Source organism: Treponema maltophilum ATCC 51939 (assembly GCF_000413055.1).
Lineage (GTDB): Bacteria > Spirochaetota > Spirochaetia > Treponematales > Treponemataceae > Treponema_C > Treponema_C maltophilum.
The window spans coordinates 1,248,691-1,266,641 of record NZ_KE332518.1 but is presented as its reverse complement, the minus strand read 5'-3'; the positions used below and the strand labels follow the sequence as shown (position 1 = coordinate 1,266,641).

The following is a 17,951-nucleotide window of genomic DNA, read 5'->3' as shown; positions in this document are numbered from 1 at the left end:
TTTACGCGCTTCGTCTTCTAAACGGCAGGCTGCACAGACGTACAATGCCTCGTATGATAAAGGGCAGAACTTTTACCCCAAGCCATACAAAGAATATGCCGGCAAGCAGGGCGGCTCCCGTTAAAAATAAACCGGCGCCCAAACCCAATAAGCCGCCGAAGGGTACGCTGAAAAGAAGCCCGATTCCCGCCGCGGCAAGCACAATGCCCGCCACAAAAATGCCTGCGGCTGCAAGGGCTCCGGCAAAGGTCAGCGCAACGGCGGCGACAATAATGCCGAATACGGCGCCCAAGATTCCCAAAACGACCGGCCCCCATACGGGAAAGCTTATCGTTAAAAGTAAAATAAGCAGCAGCATGTTGATGCCGCTTGAATTGCGGCCGTCGTTGGTACCGCCGCTTTTTTTGCGCTTATGTATTTTTTCGCCGGGAACGCAGGTAAAATTGGAACGTATGTAAGCGCCCATTTTTTCCGGCGGCCCCAGCTCGTCGATTACATCGGCGGTTTTTTCGTCGCCGGCATCTTCAAAATAGCTGCGGTAATAATTCATCGCTTCGGTTTGTTCGTCATGCGGCAGCGCTTGCAATTCATACTGCAGCCTTTTTAGGTATTCTTCTTTTGTCATATCAGTTTTCTCCAAAAAGAACGTGTTCTATGTTTTTCCGATACAGTTTCCATTCGCGTCTGTACCCGTCGAGCCGGATCATTCCGTTGGGCGTAATTTTATAATAGCGGCGGTTTCTTCCGGCAAATTCCATATCGTAGGTTTCAAGGCAGCTGTCTTTTTGAAGCCGCCGCAAAACCGGATAGAGCGTACTTTCGGATACTTCCACAATGCTGCGGACGTCCTGCGTAATTTTATAACCGTATGTTCCTTCTTTCGAAACGACGGCTAAAACTACGGCATCCAAAAGGGCGGCTCCCGTGTTAAATGTCACTCATCTTCCTCCCGTTATAATAATATAATTTATATCATATTATATTCAGTATAATATGATTATGTCAATAGTATGTGAAAAAAATAAGCAAAAAATGAAAAATACATTTAAAATGCCGGCGGCTTTCGCTTAGTGAGCCGCGGTCTTTGTTTAGTTCGCTGCGGTCTTTGCTTGGTGTATCGCACGTTTGCCGCTGCGAAGCAGTAAGATAAGTTTTTTTGCCGCCGTATCGATAATCTTTTTGAACCGGGAAGATTTTTCAACGCTGCGGTCGGCGATCAGGGGAATCTCTTTTATGCGCATATTGCCGACGCTGTAAACCGCTTTTCCGATTTTGTCGCCTGTCTTAACGGGCGCGTAGATGAAATCGGGAAGTTCGAAGGTACGCCGTATCTGCGAAGCGGAGGCGGGGACGGTTGCCGTGCAGGGAACCGTTTCGCGGGCAAAAAGGCTTGCGGTTTTTCCGCCGATAATGCCGACGGGAATCTGTGCGCTGTCGGGTATGCTTGCCGTTTTAAAATTATTGTAGGCATAGTCGGTTAAGCTTTGCGCGTCTTTAAGGCGGTAGGCATTGCCCTGAACGGTACCTTGCCCCGGTCCGCCGAGCGTAACCGATAGAATACTCAAATTATCGCGTTCAACCGTAAGAGAAAGGTTATAACCCGATTCGGGAATAAAGCCGGTTTTTAAGCCGTCGGCGCCCGGTATAACGCCGAGTGCGGGATTTGTGTTTTTTTGCACAACGGAAGGGGACGGATTTTCACGCGGACTGTTGTGACTCTGCGGGTAGCGCAGCGTTTGTACCGAATGGAATTCTTTGAGCGCTTCGGGGTAGAGGTGTAAATACGTGCGGGCAAAGGACGCAAACTCGCGTGCCGTCGTTGCATTCAATTCGCTGTATCCGGAAGCGTCCGCAAAACGCGTGTAGCGCAAGCCGAGCTTTTTCATTTCGGTATTCATGCGCTCGACAAAAGCGCTTTGGGAGCCGGACACAAAGTCGGCTATGGCCGCCGCAGCGTCATTGCCCGAAGCGACGGCAAGGCCCAAAAGCAGCTCTCTGACGCTTACCCTTTGTCCTTCCGCCAAAAACATAAGCGAAGAACCTTCGGGCGCGTTTACGGCCCACGATTCCGCTTTTAGCGGAACGACGTCGTCCAGCGAAAATTTGTGTGCGGCCGCATCCTGAAAAACGATGTACATGGCGATCAGTTTGGTCATGGAAGCGGGCGGGATAAGAATGTCCGCATTTTTTTCATATAAAATGCTGCCCGTTTTTAAATCGGCGAGCAGGGCCGAAGCGGCGTATACGGAAGGATTTTCGGTAATTCCCGCTTCGTCTTTGTTCCAAAAAAGGGGCGTAAGCGGCAAAAAAGGATAGAGTTCTTCGGCCGTTTTTAAAAAGAGCCGCTCTTTTTCCGCATCGAGGGAATCGGGCCTCGGGTATTGCAGTTTGTATGCGGAAAAAAGGACTGCGCAAAGCAGGATAAAACAGGCGGCCGCTGCAGTGCATATCGATGCTTTAAATACGGCCCGCTTTTTTTTATTCACGGTTGTGCTCCTCCGGCCGTTCCGACAATCGGCGGTACGCGGGCGCTTTTATTGCGCAAATACATGTCGGCAAGGCATATGGCCGCCATAGCTTCTATAACCGGTATTATGCGCGGGCACAAACACACATCGTGGCGGCCTTCGATAAGCAGTTCCGCGTCTTCGAAGTTCGGCGCCCGCCCGTCGGCACCGCGCGCGCATTGTACGGTTTGTTGCTTTATAAAGATGCTCGGGACGGGTTTTACGGCCGCCCGAAATACGATTGTATTTCCGTTCGATATGCCGCCTAAAATGCCGCCGGCGTTATTCGTTTTAAAGCGTATTTCGCCGTTTTGCGTTCTCATGGCATCGTTCCACTGTGAACCGGTAAGGGCGCAGCCTGCAAAACCCGCGCCGAATTCGATTCCTTTTACCGCGCCTATCGACAAAACGGCTTTTGCAAGCTCGGCGTCCAATTTGTCGAATACGGGTTCTCCCCAGCCTGCGGGAACGCCGCTTATTATGCACTCGACAATACCGCCGCAGCTGTCGCCGCGTGCGCGAAGTTCCGCGATGCGTTCTTCCATTCTTTGAGCGGCATCCAAGTCGGCCGTTTTAAGCGCCGTTTGCTCTATAATGCGCTTGTCGGGCATACAGGCGGGGCAGGAAATGCCGGCGGCTTCCTTTGTATACGCGGTAATGTCGATGTTTCCCGCCGTTTTTAAAACCGCGCGGGCGACCGCACCGGCTGCAACACGGGCCGCCGTTTCTCTTCCCGAAGCGCGGCCTCCGCCGCGGTAATCGCGTATGCCGTATTTTTGCAGCCAGGTAAGATCCGCATGGCCCGGCCGGAACCTGTCCGCCGTTTTTTCATAATCGGCCGAATGCGCATCCGTGTTTTCGATTTCCATTGCGATCGGCGTTCCGAGCGAAAGTCCGTTAAAAACGCCGCTTAATATGCGGACTTTGTCTTCTTCGTTTCTTGCCGTAACGGCGGGATTGGGGCGCTTCTCATCTTTATGTGAGGCACTGCCGTCCCTGTCCGCACTGTCGGCCTTATGCCGTGCGCCGGGTCTCCGCCTGTTCAGTTCGGCTTGAATATCGTCTATATGTATCGGAATGCCTGCCGGACAGCCGTCGATAAGCACGCCGATTGCTTTTCCGTGGCTTTCGCCGAATGTGCCGACACGGAATATTGTTCCGAATATGTTCCCTGACATAGGGCAACTGTAGCACACTTTACCCGTTTTGTTAAGGTGCTGAAGCTTGTGTGCGGCAAGCTTGACTTTTTTGTTATAAAGTTTTATAAATACTTAAATACTTAAATTTTATTTAATTTTATATTCGGGAATAATTATGGGAAAAACAATAGCCGAAAAAATTTTTGCCGCGCACGCGGTCGATTCTCCTTTCGACAACATGTACGTGTTAAAGCTCGACCGCGTGTTTTGTCATGAAATTACGACGCCGATTGCGATTATGGATCTTGCCGAAAACGGAAAAGATTTTGTATTCGACCCTTCGAAAATAAAAGCCGTTATCGATCACGTAACGCCGGCAAAAGATTCGAAAACCGCCGAACAGGGAAAAATCCTGCGCGATTGGGCGAAGCGGAACAAAATTCGCGATTTTTTCGATGTCGGATCAAACGGCGTGTGCCATGCGATTTTTCCGGAAAAAGGATTCGTGCGCCCGGGCTACACAATAATCATGGGCGACAGCCATACCTGTACCCACGGCGCGTTCGGCGCCTTTGCCGCGGGAGTCGGGACGACCGATCTTGAAGTTGCCATTTTAAAAGGCGTATGCGCTTTTTACGAGCCGAAAACCGTCAAAATCGAACTTGACGGCGCGCTCAAAAAAAACGTATATGCCAAAGATATTATTTTATACGTTATCGGCCAGATAGGCGTGAACGGCGCAACCGATTGCATTATGGAATTCCGCGGAAGCGCCGTAGACGCGATGACGATGGAAGAGCGCATGACAATCTGCAATATGGCTGTTGAAGCCGGAGCCACGTCGGGGATTTGTATGCCCGATGCGGTAACGGTCGATTATTTATGGCCCTTCATTAAAGACGAATTCGTATCCAAAGAAGAGGCCGTAAAGGAATACGGAAAATGGGCTTCCGATCCGGACGCATCCTATGTTAAAACCTACCGCTTTGACGTTTCCGCTTTGGAGCCGATGACGACTTTCGGCTATAAGCCGGATCAGGTAAAAACGCTGCGGGAAATGGAAGGAACGAAGATAGACCAAGTGTATATCGGTTCGTGTACGAACGGGCGCATAAGCGATCTGCGCATAGCCGCGGACATATTGCGGAAAGCCCTCGATAAGGGCAAAACCGTTCACAGCGGCGTCAGGGGCATCGTATCTCCGGCAACGCCCGCAATATACCGCCAAGCGCTTGCGGAAGGAATTATAGACACGTTTATGGAAGCCGGCTTTTGTGTTACCAATCCGACATGCGGCGCTTGTTTGGGTATGAGCAACGGTGTTTTGGCCGAAGGCGAAGTGTGCGCCTCTACTACGAACCGGAATTTTAACGGACGAATGGGGAAGGGCGGCATGGTACATTTGATGAGTCCCGCTTCCGCTGCGGCCGCAGCGATCGCCGGTGCGATAACCGCCGATTTTCAATAAGGTATTTACCGAAAGGACATACGATGAAAAAAATTGAAGGCAAAGTTTTGTTTCTCGACAGATCCGATATCAATACCGACGAAATTATTCCGGCAAGATATTTGACGGAAATATCAAAGCAGGCTTTAAAGCCGTATTTACTCGAAGATTTAAAGCTCGGCGGCTTTAACCCCAAAACCGATATCGACGGAAAAAGCGTCGTTATCAGCCGCAGGAATTTCGGCTGCGGCTCTTCGCGCGAACACGCTCCGTGGGCTTTTGAAGTAAACGGAATTCGTGCGATTATTGCGGTTAATTTTGCGCGCATTTTCAGGCAAAATATGTTCAACAGGGGAATGCTTGCCGTAGAACTCGACGAAAAGGTTATTGACGAAATATTTGCCGATTTTGCCGGGCGCGACTGCGACTGTTCGATTGCCGCAGACACGGAAAACGGCGGAACGATAAGGCTCCGTTCGGGCGGAACCGGCGGTTTAACCAAAACCTATCCGTTTGTGTTAAACGGTTTCCGGCGCGCGCTTGTCGAAAGCGGCGGCTGGCTCGGTTACGCCGAACAAAACTATTAGTACGAATTCAGCCTAAAACGTCGAAGCCGCACGAACTTATTGCATCGCGTATCGTTTTTTCTATATCTGCGGTATTTTCGTCGTAATCCACAAACACCTGTGCTTTTTCAAAATTAACGACGCATCTTTTTACGCCCGCTACCGCGGAAACGGCAGCCGCCGTTTTTTGTTCATCCTCGCTGCCGGTCATTCCCGCAACATAAATCTTTTGTTCCATTTTTAACTCCCGTAAAAAATTCCGAAGTGTCCTTTACTACTCCCAGCTGCCCGCAGGCACCGGCTATACTTGTACCGCGTTTTGTACGTACGGTAACATTTAATCCCGCTTCCTGCAAACGCCGGCAAAACAATGCCACTTCACCGGCATCGGGCGTTTCGTACGGCATTCCGTCAATCGGGTTCCACGGAATCAAATTGATATGCACCGGAAGGCCGCGTGCAAACCGTATAAAATTCCGTGCGCTTTGTTCTCCCGTATTTACGCCTTTAAGCAAAACGGCTTCCAGCGTGCAGCGGTAACCGCTTTTGTCGCTGTAATGGCGGACGGCTTGGCCGAGTTTTTCGAGCGGCTGCGATTTTGCAATAGGCATAAGTTCTTCACGCAGATCGGGATCGGCCGTCGTCAGCGAAAGGGCCAAACGCACCGCAGGTCCCCTGTCGGCCAAATCGTAAATGCCGTCGATAATACCGCAGGTGGAAACGGTTACCCGCCTCAGCGACAAAGCGCGCCCGTCCTTATGTGTGAGTACGGCCAAGGCTTCGCGTATTGCCGATAAATTGTGCATCGGTTCTCCCATGCCCATAAATACGATATTTTGCAATTTTCCGTATTTCCGTTCAAGATACAAAAACTGCTCGACGATCTCCGCTGCGGTTAGGTTGCGGGCAAAACCCAGAGAGCCGGTTTTGCAAAACGTACAGCCCATGGCGCAGCCGGCTTGGCAGGAAAGACAAGCCGTTTTCCTTCCTTCATTGTCCAATAGCAGTACGGTTTCGACCGTTAAACCGTCGCCTAAATCCATTTGCAGTTTTGCCGTTCCGTCTTCGTCTTCCAAAACCTTGCGGATTGATGTCGAAAACAGTTTCGTTTTTTCGGCAAGAAGGCTGCGCACGCCCAGCGGCACATTCGTCATGCCGTCGAAAGATTGAACGCCGTCGGCAATCCATTTAAAAATCTGCCTGCTTCTGAATGCCGGCTCGGGGGCGATGAGTTCGGCGATGCGCTCCGGCAAAAGGCCGGACAATACTTCAGCCACAATGCACAACCTTTCGCATCAGGTAAGCTTTTCGAGCATTTCGCTGATCGCCTGGCTGCGGAGCCCCTGAGTTTGGAAACTTTGCAAAACTTCCACCGCCTGCGCTTTTCGATTCGTTTTCAGATAACAATCGGCAAGATCCGTATACAAGCGGTAATTTTTCGGATCGGTTTGTATGAGCCGGCTTAAGCTGATAATTGCTTCTTCATAGCGGCCTTCGCCCTTGCTTATAAGGGCAAGACCCAGCACGGCGTATAAATCGTATTCGATATTTAAAGCACGGTTATAATAATCGGCGGCCGTTTTATAATCACCCATATTGCGGTATGCATCTCCGGTTCTTGTCAGGATCACCTTGTTTTTCGGATCCAGCTGCAAAATCATATTCCAGTGTTCTATGGAACGGAACTGTTGGTTCATGCCGCGATAACAATCCGCCAAGCCGAAAAGCGCATAGAAATTTTTCGGGTCTATTTTGAGTGCGCGCTCGAAATAGTATACGCCTTTGTCGAACGTTTTTAACTTGCGGTGGCAATTGCCGATCGAAGTCAATACGCGGATATCAACGGCGTTTTCGTTTACTTCGAGCATCTTCGTCCAATAATACAGAGCGTCTTTGTATTCTTTAAAGTCGTAGTGAAGGTGCCCCAAACCGATGAGCGCATATGCGTTCTCGGCTTCCATATCGAGGACGCGCAGGTACAGCTGCTTGGATTTTTTCAAATCGCGGATTTTTCGGTATGCATCGGCAACGCGGGTTAAAACGGTTATATTTTTATCGTCGTGTATGAGATACTGTTCCCATATTTCGATTGCTTTGTGATATTGATTCATAGCCTTATAGCAGTCGGCAAGACCGAATAATGCGTAATTGTTGCCGGGGTGCACGGAAAGACATTTCGAATAGTATGCGGCGGCTTCGTTAAAACGGTTTTCTTTGCGTTCCGCATCTCCCAAGCCTACAAGGGCATAGTTATTGTTTTCGTCCAGCGCTAAGATGCTTTTAAACGCTTCCTTTGCTTCCCGGATCCTGTTTTCTTTTATGAGCGCATAGCCTTTTTTTGAAATTTCGGCTATTTTGTTTTCTTCGCCGTTTTCCTGTACCGAAGGACTCATGGCGTCGTTTGTAACATTTTCCATAATAATTAATCCTTTTGTTTTAAATAAAATGATACGGTATCCGCTATTTTTTTATACATTTGTTCCGTCTTCGCCTTGTTGTGGGCAAGAAGATAAAACCGCAGCGCCGATAAAATATCGCCTTCTTTTTGGTATACATCGCCGACCCTCGTAAGCCCGTCGGAATATCCGGTCGTTATAAAAAGACGTTTTGCGTTTTGTATATCGCCCTCGTTAAAAAGCATATTTCCCTTGCGGTTTAAAATCACTTTTTGTTCCGGAGTGAGCGACGCTATGGGCGAATCGGCGGTTTTTATAAAACCGTCGGGAGTTTTATTTTTATCGAAAACTTTTTTTAAATCAGAGGGCATAGCGGTTCCTTAACTGATTATACGCGTACAATCATATACGATAATGCAAAATTAGTCAAAACCCCTTACGAAAAATCGGCTTTATAAAAGTCGATAATCGACCTTCCGTATACGCGCCGGTCGCTTTTAAAAAATCGGCCGATTTTTTCAGGCATGTCGACTTCGGCCGGGCGGTGGATGAGTACGGTTCCGCCGGCTTTAAGCAATCCGTCTGGTTCTTCGCTTCGCTCGGAGATGCTTTCTATGAGTTTTACGTGGAATTTATACGGAAAAGGCGGGTCGCAAAAAATGATGTCGAACGATTCTTTTGCGCGCTTTATAAAAAGCTCTACGGGCATAAAGCGGCAGTCGATTTTTATGCCGAGTTCTTTTTCGCTCAAATTGACGTTTGCAAGCAGCGTTTTGATTTTCAGCTTATCTTTTTCGCAGAGTACCGCATGCTTCGCACCGCGCGAAACCGCTTCGAGCGCGATAATACCGCTTCCTGAAAACAAATCCAAAAAAGATTTTCCGTCCAGAGGTCCCAATATCGAAAAAAAAGATTCGCGCATTCTGTCCATTGCCGGCCGTATGATGCCGTCGGGGCACTTGATTGTGCGTCCCTTTAATATTCCGCCGGTTATACGCATGCTTCCTCCGTTGAATCATAATAATATAAATTATGTTTTTTGCAAAGGAGAAGGTAAATATATTCTGCCCGCATGCGGGCAGACGACTTGCTGTGCACATCGTTTTTGTGCGGATTTTCGTTTATGCCGAATTCCGGTAAACACTTGCACTTCTTTGCAATCTTTGATAAAATATATAAAAATCCCCTTGGAGCGCGCCGTCGGTACGCTTCCAAAGACCGTAAGGAGTATGCATGAGAAAGTATGAATTGATGACAATCTTTCCTCTGGAAGAAGATTTGTCGAAAAACGGCATTGAAGCCGTACGCGAAACGCTCGCGTCGTTCGGTGCGGAAATTCAAAGCGAAGAACCGTTCGGAGACCGCGATCTTACTTATGAAGTGAAAAAGCGCAATAAAGGGCGTTTTGTTTTACTGAACATTAAAGTAAATCCGGCTAAAATTCTTGAAATCGACCGCCAGTTTAAATTAAACACCAATTTGCTGAAGTTTATGTTTGTACGGGCCGACGAGTAAGAGGCGTTTATGACTGATCTTAATCACGTTACGCTGATCGGCCGTCTTACGCGCGATGCCGAATTAAAGTACACGCCGAACGGTTTTGCCATATCGAATTTTTCGATTGCGGTAAACCGCCGCCGCAAAAACGGCGAGCAGTGGGTCGAAGAAGCGAACTTTTTTGATATAACTTTATACGGAAAATCAGCGGAAAGTCTTAAGCAGTATTTGATAAAGGGAAAGCAAGTCGCCGTCGACGGTGAATTGCGCCAAGACCGCTGGGAACAGGACGGACAACCGCGCAGCAGGGTCGTAATCGCCGCAAACAACATTCAGCTTTTGGGCGGCGGAGGAAGTTCCGGCCAAAGCTCGTACAATGCCGCCGGCAACAGACCTTCTTCGTACGATAAAGGTTCGTACGCTGCCGATTATCCGGCAAAAAACGAGACGCAAAACTTCGATGCGCCGAATTCCTACGGCGGCGGCAACGATGCCGATTTTCCCGAAGATATCCCATTTTAATTGACAGAGGAGATTGTTATGTCTGATGAAGTAATAAATACGAATGAAGAAGTTATCGAACAAACCGGTTCCAAAGAAGAAGCTCTTGCCGCCGAAGAACAGCTTGGTGCCGCTACGCGCGATGACGGCAGGGAAGGCGAAGAGCGCGGCGGCAGAGGCAAGGGAAAGCAGTTTTTCCGCAAAAAAGTGTGCCGCTTTTGCGCCAATAAAAGCAAGATCGACTATAAAGACCCCGATGCGTTGCGCCGCTTTACGACGGAACGCGGAAAGATTTTGCCGCGCCGCATAACCGGCACTTGTGCAAAACATCAGCGCCGCCTTGCTTTGGAAATAAAGCGCGCACGCGCCATTTGCCTTTTGCCCTTTGTGGCCGACTGACGCATAAACCGGAAAAATTTTTAATAAAACGACGGAGCGATCCCACTCCTGGTAACGCGTCCGTATATTCTATAGGAGCTTGAAAATGAAAGTAATTTTAAATGACGATGTTAAACATCTCGGTGAAATGGGAGACGTAAAGACCGTCGCGAACGGTTATGCGCGCAACTATCTTTTCCCGCGCTCACTTGCGCTTCCCTATAACGACGTAACCGTCGCGTGGTTTGAAGGCCGCAAAGAAGAAATCGAAGCGCGCAAACAGGCAAAACGCGACGCTTCGGCGAGCATAAAAGAAAAGCTTTCCGCCCATACGATTACGATTGTGATGGCCGCGGGCCAAAACGGAAAGCTGTACGGCGCGGTTACTTCGCAAACGGTTGCCGACGCCTTGGCTAAGGACGGATTCGAAATCGAGCGCAAACGCATCGATATCCCCGGCGTAACCGTAAAGAGCGTCGGAAAATATACCGTTACCGTACGCCTGTACGAATCCGAAACTGCCGAATTTCCGCTTATCGTAGAGGCTCAAAAAGAAGCCGACACGGGCGCGGCAAAAGCCTCAGCGGGTAAAGCGAAAAAAGATCGCCGCAACGCCGAGGCAACCGAGACGGAACAAGCCGGAGCGGATGAAAGCGCTGACGAGCAAGAGCCGGCGGAACAAGCGGAAACCGAAGAAGCGGTTGAGCAGCCTGTTCCCGAAAGTACCGAAAACACCGATGAAGCTGCCGGCAGCGAAAACGCCGCCGAATAAGTGTAAAAGCCATGGCGTCTCTCAAGGACAAGGTTCCGCCTCACAATTTGGATGCGGAACAGGCGGCTTTAGGAGCATTGCTTCTTGATTGGGATGCCGTAGGAAATGCGATTCGGTTTTTACGGCCGGAACGCTTTTATTCTCTTCAAAATCAAAAAATATTCGCCGCGATACTCAAGCTTTACAACGAGGGTATACGCGGCGATCTTATTACCCTTATCGAAAAACTGCGCTCCGAAGGCGAATTGGATGCGGCCGGCGGGCCGGCGTATATAACATCGCTGACCGATACGGTTGCGACCAGCGCGAATATTGAATATTACGCGCAGATTGTTTTCGACCAGGCGGTCAGACGTGATTTGATTAAAATCTCCGCCGAAATAGTCGCGCATTCTCACGACGAAACCGTCGACAGCCGCGCCGTGCTTGAAGACGCGCAAAAAAAAATATTCGAACTTACCGATTTGAATACCGTCCATTCTTCGGTATCGGCGGGCGAATTGGTCAACGAAGCGATCGGCAGAATCGAAAAATTGTTTAACGACAAAAAAGCTTATACGGGAATCGCGTCTGGTTTGGCCGACTTGGATAAATTAACCAGCGGTTTTCAGGCTTCCGAGTTCATCATTATCGGTGCGCGCCCGTCAATCGGAAAAACGGCGCTTGCGCTTTCGATGATTCAGCATATTGCGGTTGAAAAAAAAATATCTTCGGCCTTTTTTTCGCTTGAAATGTCGAATATGCAGATTATGATGCGCCTTTTGGCACAGGAATCGCAGATTCCGTCGGAGCGCATACGTACCGGCTATTTACGGACGGAAGATTTTGCAAAGCTGCAGCAGGCTGCCGGGCGCATTTATGAAGCGCCGCTGTACATTGTCGACAGTCCGAATATGAAGCTTTTGGATTTGCGCGCTTTGGCGCGCAGGCTCAGGGCGCAAAAAAAAGTTGAAATTATTTTTATTGATTATATTACGCTTATTCAAAGCGAAAACACGCTCATCCCTCGCCACGAACAAATAGCCGAAATTTCGCGCTCATTGAAAAGCCTTGCGCGTGAACTGGGCATACCGGTCGTCGTTTTGTCGCAAGTACGCCGCGATGCCGAAAACAAACAGCCGAGCCTTGCCGACTTGCGTGAATCGGGTTCGATCGAGCAGGACGCCGACGTGGTTATGTTTATTCACCGCGAAAGAACCGATACCAAAGAATCGAAGTCGGGCGAAACCGATTATTCAAAAGGCATCGAAACCGAATTGATCCTCGCAAAGCAGCGAAACGGGCCGACCGGTTTGGTAAAAGTGTTGTTTATGCCGATGTACACCAAATTCGTTAACGGCGACTTTTCGCATTAGACCGATATTCGGCGGCCTAGTATTCGAGCCATTCGCCCGCGAGCGTTATATACCAATTTTTAATAAGCGCCTTTGTTTCGCCGTCGTACCACGATATGCTGCCGTCCTTATTCAATACGGCCAGCACCGAATCGGTTCCGGTAATTTTTTGCGGTAAAGAGGCAGTCCGCTCCAAAAGCATATCTTTGCGCGATGTTATATTGTACGCATGGATTTGCGTTTTGCCGACATTCGTAAAAAGCGTTCCGTTTTTAACCCATGTAAAGGCCGAATTATCTTCGTCGGCCCACTTAAAAACGGGACTGTATTGTTTTGTTTCGGGGAAAAAAGCGAATATGTCCGTGCGGCTTCCTTCTTCCTGCGAGGATGAAAGGGCAACACCGTAAAAACGGCCGTCCTCTGCCGAATCCTGCGAAAGCGAAAAGCTTATGTCGGCTTCCGATTGGATTGCCGCGGCGGTTTCCCGTGTCGAAGGATTTATTTGTATGAGGGCGGACTTGGGATTGCCCGCGGCGCTTTTTGCGGCATACAGCCTGTCGTTTGTATACAGCAATACGTCCTGAATGCCGGTTCCGGTATACGGCTGCGTTGTGATTCCGGTTTGCAAATCGTACAACTTGACCCGAGTATTTCCTTCAACCGCGGCCAGCTTATCGAGCCGTGCGTGCAGCGCTTGCAGCGGCTGAGCCGGCGTAAACAGTATTTTTGCCGTTCCGTTTTCTGAAACGAGTTGAACGTTTTTGCGCGTATTTTTCGACCACAACACAAGGTCTCCGTTATACGGTTCCATATTCGTTTGATTGGGATTCGCAAAAAGCGAATAAACCGTGCTTTCTTCGTATGAAGCCTTGTATGCCGTTTTCCCCGTTAGAAAATAGAAAAAGCCGTTTTGCTCGGCAATATCGTATACCGTGTCGTACACGCTTTCCGAAACCGCTTCGGCGGCCGCAATGCGCGAATCGGCTCCGGCGGCAGCCGTATACAGCTGGCCCGATTTTGTGCCGATGTACAGCGTGCTTCCCGTTTTGAATGCGAGGACGGGAGTTTCCTTAATCGGCAGCGAAAGCGTTTTTACGATGAGCGGTGTCGTTTTGAGCCGGCCGTTGTCCGTTTCAAGCATTTTTAAAACCGCGTTTTTGCCGCTTATATCAAGGTAGTATAAATTCGAGTCGGATGCGGCCGTACACAAAAGTACTTTTTTTTCGGGTATGAATACGGAACGTTTTCCCGTATCGGATTGAAAAACATAGATGCCGCCGCTTTTTACGCCGGCAAACAATACGTTGTTGTAAAATAAACAGCTTTGGCTTAAATTCTGCTCGACGGAAAATTGCGCTTTTTGCGTTCCGCTGCGTAAATCGGTGTAGGTAAGAGAGCCGAGCGGAGAATACATAATGCAGGTATTTTCGCTCGGACTTGTTGCGGCAAAGGAAATCGAAGATCGGTTTTCTTTTATTTTATTTGTAAGCACGGAGCCGCTTTGGGGATCCAGGCAGATAAGGCCGTCCATATTCGACATGCCGACGAGAAGGTATTTTCCCCTTGCCGAATAGGAAAGGGAAGACGGGGCCGCGTTCAGCCGTTTGACGAATTTTCTGCTTTGCGACGGCCAGTTCCACACCGATAATCGGTTCAGAGAAAATCCGTCCGTTTCGAAAACGGCGATGTCTTCTCCGTTCGGGTGCACGGCCATCAGTTTTATCTGATTGTCCGAAAACTGAAAATGCTCGCCGCTTCCGTTTACCGTCCACTTGATTACAAAGCCGTCGTCGCCGGCGGTATACAGCGGAAACGCCGTTTGCTCTTGAGCGGCGCCTTGCGCGAGAAAGGCGGGACAGGCTGCCGTTACGGAACCCTTGTGCGGCTGCGACGATACATGCACTTGCATAAAGGCGGCAAAGCACATAGTTTGAAACACAATCAGCGCAAAAGCGTAGCGCTTAAAAAAAACATTAAAAAATTTATTCATAGTTTTACATCCTGGAAACGCTGTATAATACGGTTTATGTCGGCAAACATGCCCAGCAAAAAAATCAATACGATAAAGCAGACGCCGGCAATTTGAATCGCATAAAGCGTTTTCGGCTTTATGCTTTTGCGCCGTACCAGTTCTATAAACGCGACGAGTATTAAGCCGCCGTCGAGTACGGGCACGGGCAAAAGATTCATTAAAAAAAGTGATATACTTATGACGGCTAAAAAGTTGCATACCGTTACGACGCCGACGGAAAAACCGGCGGAAAAGCCTTCTTTTGCCGTTTCGCCGAGCAGGACGGTAATGCCGATGGGACCGGAAACGGCTTGCTTTAAGTCGATCCCTTTAAAAAGAAGCGCAATGCTTTGCGCCGTTACCGACACCATTTTAAGCGTTTCTTTTGTGCCTTGAATAAGGGCGGGAAAAAACGGGTAGGTTTTCGTATGTACTTTAATCGCCTGCCAGCTTATGCCCGAAACGAGGTTTTCGTTGCCGGAATTTTTCCGTTCGGCCGATTTTTGCGCCGATTGTCCGTCCTGCGGAGCGAGCGACAAATGCGCGTGAAAGACACGGCCGCCGCGTTCGACCGAAATGTCCGCTTCGTGCAGATTTTTCAAAATCTCGTATAAATCAACCGTGTTGCGCACGGTCTTGCCGTCCGCTTTAATTATGCGGTCGCCGTTTTGCAAACCGGCATTAAAAGCGGGGCTGTTTTCAGCGGCGCTTTCGATGACCGGGTCAAGCCAGCTTAAAACGCCGATTTTTCCCGCTCCGGTGGATGTATCCAATTCGGGAACGAGGGTAAAAGTCATTGCCGTTCCGTTTCTGTCCGCTTCAATATGCAGCGTTTTACGGGCCGAAAGCGATACCGTTTCGACAATGTCGGAAAAATATTCGATGCGCTTGCCGTTTATCGCGGTTATGCGATCTCCCGTTTGCAAACCGGCTTCGGCGGCGCTGGAGGGGCTGTCCGGATAAAACTCGGGAGCCAAGATTATTTTATTCGGCGAGGTGTAATAATCATAGCCGATCATTGCGACAATTGACAGGGCCGCAACTGCAAGAATGACGTTTGCAAAAGGCCCTGCAAAGGCAATCGCTATGCGTTTTAAAGGATGTACGCCGTAAAACGAGTCTTTTTCGGCGGGAATGCGGTCGAGTTTGTTTTCCATTGCCGTTTGAAAATCTTTTTCTCCTTTCATGCCGCAATAGCCGCCGAAGGGAACGAGCGAAAGCCGGTAATCGGTTCCTTTAACGGTTTTATGAAGCAGCACCGGCCCCATACCGATCGAAAAACTTTCAACGTGTACGCCGAAAAATCGCGCAATAAAAAAGTGCCCGAGTTCGTGAATGAAAATGATGACGCTTAATCCTAAAAGTCCGTATAGTACTGTCATATGATTCCCGTATTTTAACCCCTGCCGGAAAAATCGGTTACAAAAGCGAGGGCCGCTTTGCGCGCTTTTGTATCAAGGGCGAATACCGCTTCAAAGTTTTCCGGTTCCTGCGACCAATCTTTATCGAGGACGGCTGTAACCGTATTTTGTATTGCGGTAAATCCGATTTTCCGCTGCAAAAAGAATTCTACGGCAACTTCATTTGCCGCATTGTATGCGATTGTGTATGCGCCGCCCGCTTTTTGCGCCTCATATGCGCAGCCGAGCAGCGGAAAGTCTTTAAAGCGCGGCGGAAAAAAATTCATGCATATGCCCTCATCGCCGACAGCGGAAGTCAAATCGAGCTTTTTAAGATCGTTTTCGATTACCTCCGGCCACGTAAGCGCGCTTAAAATCGGGCGCCTCATGTCGGGTTCGGATATTTGCGCGTATAAATCGCCGTCGACGGTTTGTATAAGCGAATGTACGAGGCTTTGCGGATGGACGGCGACCTTTACCTTTTCCGGCGGCATATCGAACAGTCTGCACGCTTCTATAACTTCAAGTCCCTTGTTGGCAAGGGTCGCGCTGTCTATGCTGATTTTTTTGCCCATATTCCACGTCGGGTGCTTTAATGCGTCTTCAAGCGTAACGGATGCGAGCTTGTCCGCGCTTAATGTGCGGAAAGGGCCGCCGGACGCCGTTAAAATAAGCGATGAAACGCGTTCTTTTCCGAAGCGTTCGATGAGGAAAAACAAAGCCGAATGCTCGGAGTCGACCGGAATTACCGAACGGCCTTTTGCACTTGCAAGTTCTTTGATAAGCGGGCCGGCCATGACGACGGTTTCTTTATTTGCAAGCGCAAGGTTTATATTGTTTTGCAAGCACCATACCGAAGGCATAAGACCCGCCGAACCGGCGATCCCGTTTACGGCGATATCGGCATTTGATTTTTCGATAACGCATCGGATTTCATCGGGCGAATCTTCGGTCACGGCAGTTGCAGCGTTTGTACACGAAAATTCCCTGCACAGTTTTTCAAGTTCCGTTTTGCGCGTATGTGCCGTAAGGCCGCACACGCTGAAAAGATCGGGGAAGCGGCGCACAATGTCGAGCGCGCTCGAACCTATCGATCCGGTACAGCCTAACACAAGAATTTTCTTTTTCATCGTATTTCCATAATTCAACCGATTATACAAAAAAGAAACATATGACGATGTAATACACGGGCGCGGCGAATAAAATCGAATCGATCGAATCCAAAAAACCGCCTCTGCCGGGAATTACAATGCCGGAATCTTTGCATTCCGCCGAACGCTTGATAAGCGATTCGACCAAATCGCCCGCAATCGCGGCAATTGAAACGCACAGCGCCGTAATAATGACTTGAACCGGTTTAAAGCCGAATACTGCAGGATAAAAAAAATAAACCGCGTACCCCGCCGCCGCCGAAAGCACAATACCGCCTATAAAACCGGCAATGCTTTTGTTCGGGCTTGCCGCGATAAGGCCGCGGCTGCCTTTTCCGAACAGCATACCGAACAGCCATGCAAAAGAATCGCATGCGAATACAAGCAAAAAAAACAAGGCGATAAATATCGGCGAATCGGGCATTACGGTCAACAGCGAAATGTACGTAAGCAAAAAGCCTATATACACGGTTATAAAAGTTGAAGAACACAAACGCAAAATCGCATCCGTAAAGGATTTTTTATTGTCCGGCGAAAAGATTTCGTAAGTGAAATTTGCCAAAAGAGAAACTATGAGTGCAAGGGAAATCCACGATGCCGAACGCCCGCCTATGCAGACAATCGAGGCGATAAAAGGTATAAATGCCGCCGATAACATAACCATAAATTGGGGTTGGCAGGGAAGTTTGTGCTTTAAAATACCGTGCAGTTCCCATGAGGCGATAAGAGCGGCGGCGACAATGGCGCAGTGCAAAACAATGTGGTGGGCGAAAGTAATGACGGCCATCGAAACGACAAGCGGCACGCCGATAAAAAATGTCAATAATCTTTGCACTGTTTTATTCATTCTTT

General features: G+C 49.1%; 20 protein-coding genes. 7 read left to right on the top strand and 13 right to left on the bottom strand.

Annotated elements, in window-relative coordinates:
- Window position 1 precedes the first annotated feature (1 nt).
- The 4 genes from HMPREF9194_RS05750 to aroC form a co-directional block, all read right to left on the bottom strand.
- Window positions 2-625 carry a DUF1700 domain-containing protein gene (locus tag HMPREF9194_RS05750; RefSeq protein WP_016525438.1) on the bottom strand — a complete coding sequence of 208 codons (624 nt, stop codon included), beginning with the start codon at window positions 623-625 and terminating at the stop codon, window positions 2-4.
- Between the two features lies 1 nt (window position 626).
- Window positions 627-938 carry a PadR family transcriptional regulator gene (locus HMPREF9194_RS05745; protein ID WP_016525437.1) on the bottom strand — a complete coding sequence of 104 codons (312 nt, stop codon included), beginning with the start codon at window positions 936-938 and terminating at the stop codon, window positions 627-629.
- A 150-nt stretch (window positions 939-1,088) separates the two neighbouring features.
- Window positions 1,089-2,486 (bottom strand): D-alanyl-D-alanine carboxypeptidase family protein, encoded by a 1,398-nt coding sequence (locus HMPREF9194_RS05740; protein WP_016525436.1) that lies wholly within the window; start codon window positions 2,484-2,486, stop codon window positions 1,089-1,091.
- Entirely contained in the window at window positions 2,483-3,685 is a 1,203-nt protein-coding gene (gene aroC / locus HMPREF9194_RS05735; RefSeq protein WP_016525435.1) for a chorismate synthase, read from the bottom strand. The genes HMPREF9194_RS05740 and aroC overlap by 4 nt, the downstream gene beginning before the upstream one ends.
- A 136-nt stretch (window positions 3,686-3,821) precedes the next feature.
- On the opposite strand from aroC, the gene HMPREF9194_RS05730 reads away from it, so the two are divergent.
- Both HMPREF9194_RS05730 and HMPREF9194_RS05725 read left to right on the top strand, forming a co-directional pair.
- The gene (locus tag HMPREF9194_RS05730; protein WP_016525434.1) at window positions 3,822-5,114 is read left to right on the top strand and encodes a 3-isopropylmalate dehydratase large subunit; all 1,293 of its coding nucleotides are present in this window, start codon (window positions 3,822-3,824) and stop codon (window positions 5,112-5,114) included.
- 23 nt (window positions 5,115-5,137) lie between these two features.
- Window positions 5,138-5,680, top strand: coding sequence for a 3-isopropylmalate dehydratase small subunit (locus HMPREF9194_RS05725; RefSeq protein ID WP_016525433.1), 543 nt, complete (start codon window positions 5,138-5,140; stop codon window positions 5,678-5,680).
- 7 nt (window positions 5,681-5,687) lie between these two features.
- Here HMPREF9194_RS05725 and HMPREF9194_RS05720 read toward each other — a convergent pair whose 3' ends face one another.
- The 5 genes from HMPREF9194_RS05720 to rsmD all read right to left on the bottom strand — a co-directional run bounded on the left by HMPREF9194_RS05720 (window position 5,688) and on the right by rsmD (window position 9,055).
- Window positions 5,688-5,897, bottom strand: a complete 210-nt coding sequence (locus HMPREF9194_RS05720) for a cation transporter (RefSeq protein ID WP_016525432.1) — start codon at window positions 5,895-5,897, stop codon at window positions 5,688-5,690.
- The gene (rlmN, locus tag HMPREF9194_RS05715; protein ID WP_016525431.1) at window positions 5,851-6,936 is read right to left on the bottom strand and encodes a dual-specificity RNA methyltransferase RlmN; all 1,086 of its coding nucleotides are present in this window, start codon (window positions 6,934-6,936) and stop codon (window positions 5,851-5,853) included. The genes HMPREF9194_RS05720 and rlmN overlap by 47 nt, the downstream gene beginning before the upstream one ends.
- An 18-nt stretch (window positions 6,937-6,954) precedes the next feature.
- Window positions 6,955-8,076 (bottom strand): tetratricopeptide repeat protein, encoded by a 1,122-nt coding sequence (locus HMPREF9194_RS05710; RefSeq protein ID WP_016525430.1) that lies wholly within the window; start codon window positions 8,074-8,076, stop codon window positions 6,955-6,957.
- Between the two features lie 5 nt (window positions 8,077-8,081).
- On the bottom strand, window positions 8,082-8,426 hold the full coding sequence (locus HMPREF9194_RS05705) for a hypothetical protein (RefSeq protein WP_016525429.1): 345 nt from the start codon (window positions 8,424-8,426) through the stop codon (window positions 8,082-8,084).
- 65 nt (window positions 8,427-8,491) lie between these two features.
- Window positions 8,492-9,055: a 16S rRNA (guanine(966)-N(2))-methyltransferase RsmD gene (rsmD, locus tag HMPREF9194_RS05700; protein ID WP_016525428.1), complete on the bottom strand. Its 564-nt coding sequence runs from the start codon at window positions 9,053-9,055 to the stop codon at window positions 8,492-8,494.
- A 233-nt stretch (window positions 9,056-9,288) separates the two neighbouring features.
- Here rsmD and rpsF point away from each other — a divergent pair, with 233 nt between their 5' ends.
- The 5 genes from rpsF (at window position 9,289) to dnaB (ending at window position 12,558) form a co-directional block, all read left to right on the top strand.
- Window positions 9,289-9,570, top strand: coding sequence for a 30S ribosomal protein S6 (gene rpsF, locus HMPREF9194_RS05695; protein ID WP_016525427.1), 282 nt, complete (start codon window positions 9,289-9,291; stop codon window positions 9,568-9,570).
- A gap of 9 nt (window positions 9,571-9,579) precedes the next feature.
- On the top strand, window positions 9,580-10,074 hold the full coding sequence (gene ssb / locus HMPREF9194_RS05690) for a single-stranded DNA-binding protein (RefSeq protein ID WP_016525426.1): 495 nt from the start codon (window positions 9,580-9,582) through the stop codon (window positions 10,072-10,074).
- A gap of 18 nt (window positions 10,075-10,092) precedes the next feature.
- Window positions 10,093-10,452: a 30S ribosomal protein S18 gene (gene rpsR / locus HMPREF9194_RS05685; RefSeq protein ID WP_016525425.1), complete on the top strand. Its 360-nt coding sequence runs from the start codon at window positions 10,093-10,095 to the stop codon at window positions 10,450-10,452.
- Between the two features lie 85 nt (window positions 10,453-10,537).
- A complete protein-coding gene (gene rplI / locus HMPREF9194_RS05680; protein ID WP_016525424.1) occupies window positions 10,538-11,203 on the top strand; it encodes a 50S ribosomal protein L9 in 666 nt (221 codons plus the stop codon).
- An 11-nt stretch (window positions 11,204-11,214) separates the two neighbouring features.
- Window positions 11,215-12,558 (top strand): replicative DNA helicase, encoded by a 1,344-nt coding sequence (gene dnaB, locus HMPREF9194_RS05675; RefSeq protein ID WP_016525423.1) that lies wholly within the window; start codon window positions 11,215-11,217, stop codon window positions 12,556-12,558.
- Window positions 12,559-12,574: 16 nt separating this feature from the next.
- On the opposite strand, the gene HMPREF9194_RS05670 is transcribed toward dnaB, so the two are convergent.
- Genes HMPREF9194_RS05670 through HMPREF9194_RS05655 form a run of 4 tightly spaced genes read right to left on the bottom strand, consistent with a single transcriptional unit; the run spans window position 12,575 to window position 17,946 of the window.
- Window positions 12,575-14,527, bottom strand: coding sequence for a WD40 repeat domain-containing protein (locus tag HMPREF9194_RS05670; RefSeq protein ID WP_016525422.1), 1,953 nt, complete (start codon window positions 14,525-14,527; stop codon window positions 12,575-12,577).
- A complete protein-coding gene (gene rseP / locus HMPREF9194_RS05665; protein ID WP_016525421.1) occupies window positions 14,524-15,930 on the bottom strand; it encodes an RIP metalloprotease RseP in 1,407 nt (468 codons plus the stop codon). The genes HMPREF9194_RS05670 and rseP overlap by 4 nt, the downstream gene beginning before the upstream one ends.
- 14 nt (window positions 15,931-15,944) lie before the next feature.
- Entirely contained in the window at window positions 15,945-17,078 is a 1,134-nt protein-coding gene (locus HMPREF9194_RS05660) for a 1-deoxy-D-xylulose-5-phosphate reductoisomerase (RefSeq protein ID WP_016525420.1), read from the bottom strand.
- 22 nt (window positions 17,079-17,100) lie between these two features.
- A complete protein-coding gene (locus HMPREF9194_RS05655; protein WP_016525419.1) occupies window positions 17,101-17,946 on the bottom strand; it encodes a phosphatidate cytidylyltransferase in 846 nt (281 codons plus the stop codon).
- Window positions 17,947-17,951: the final 5 nt, after the last annotated feature.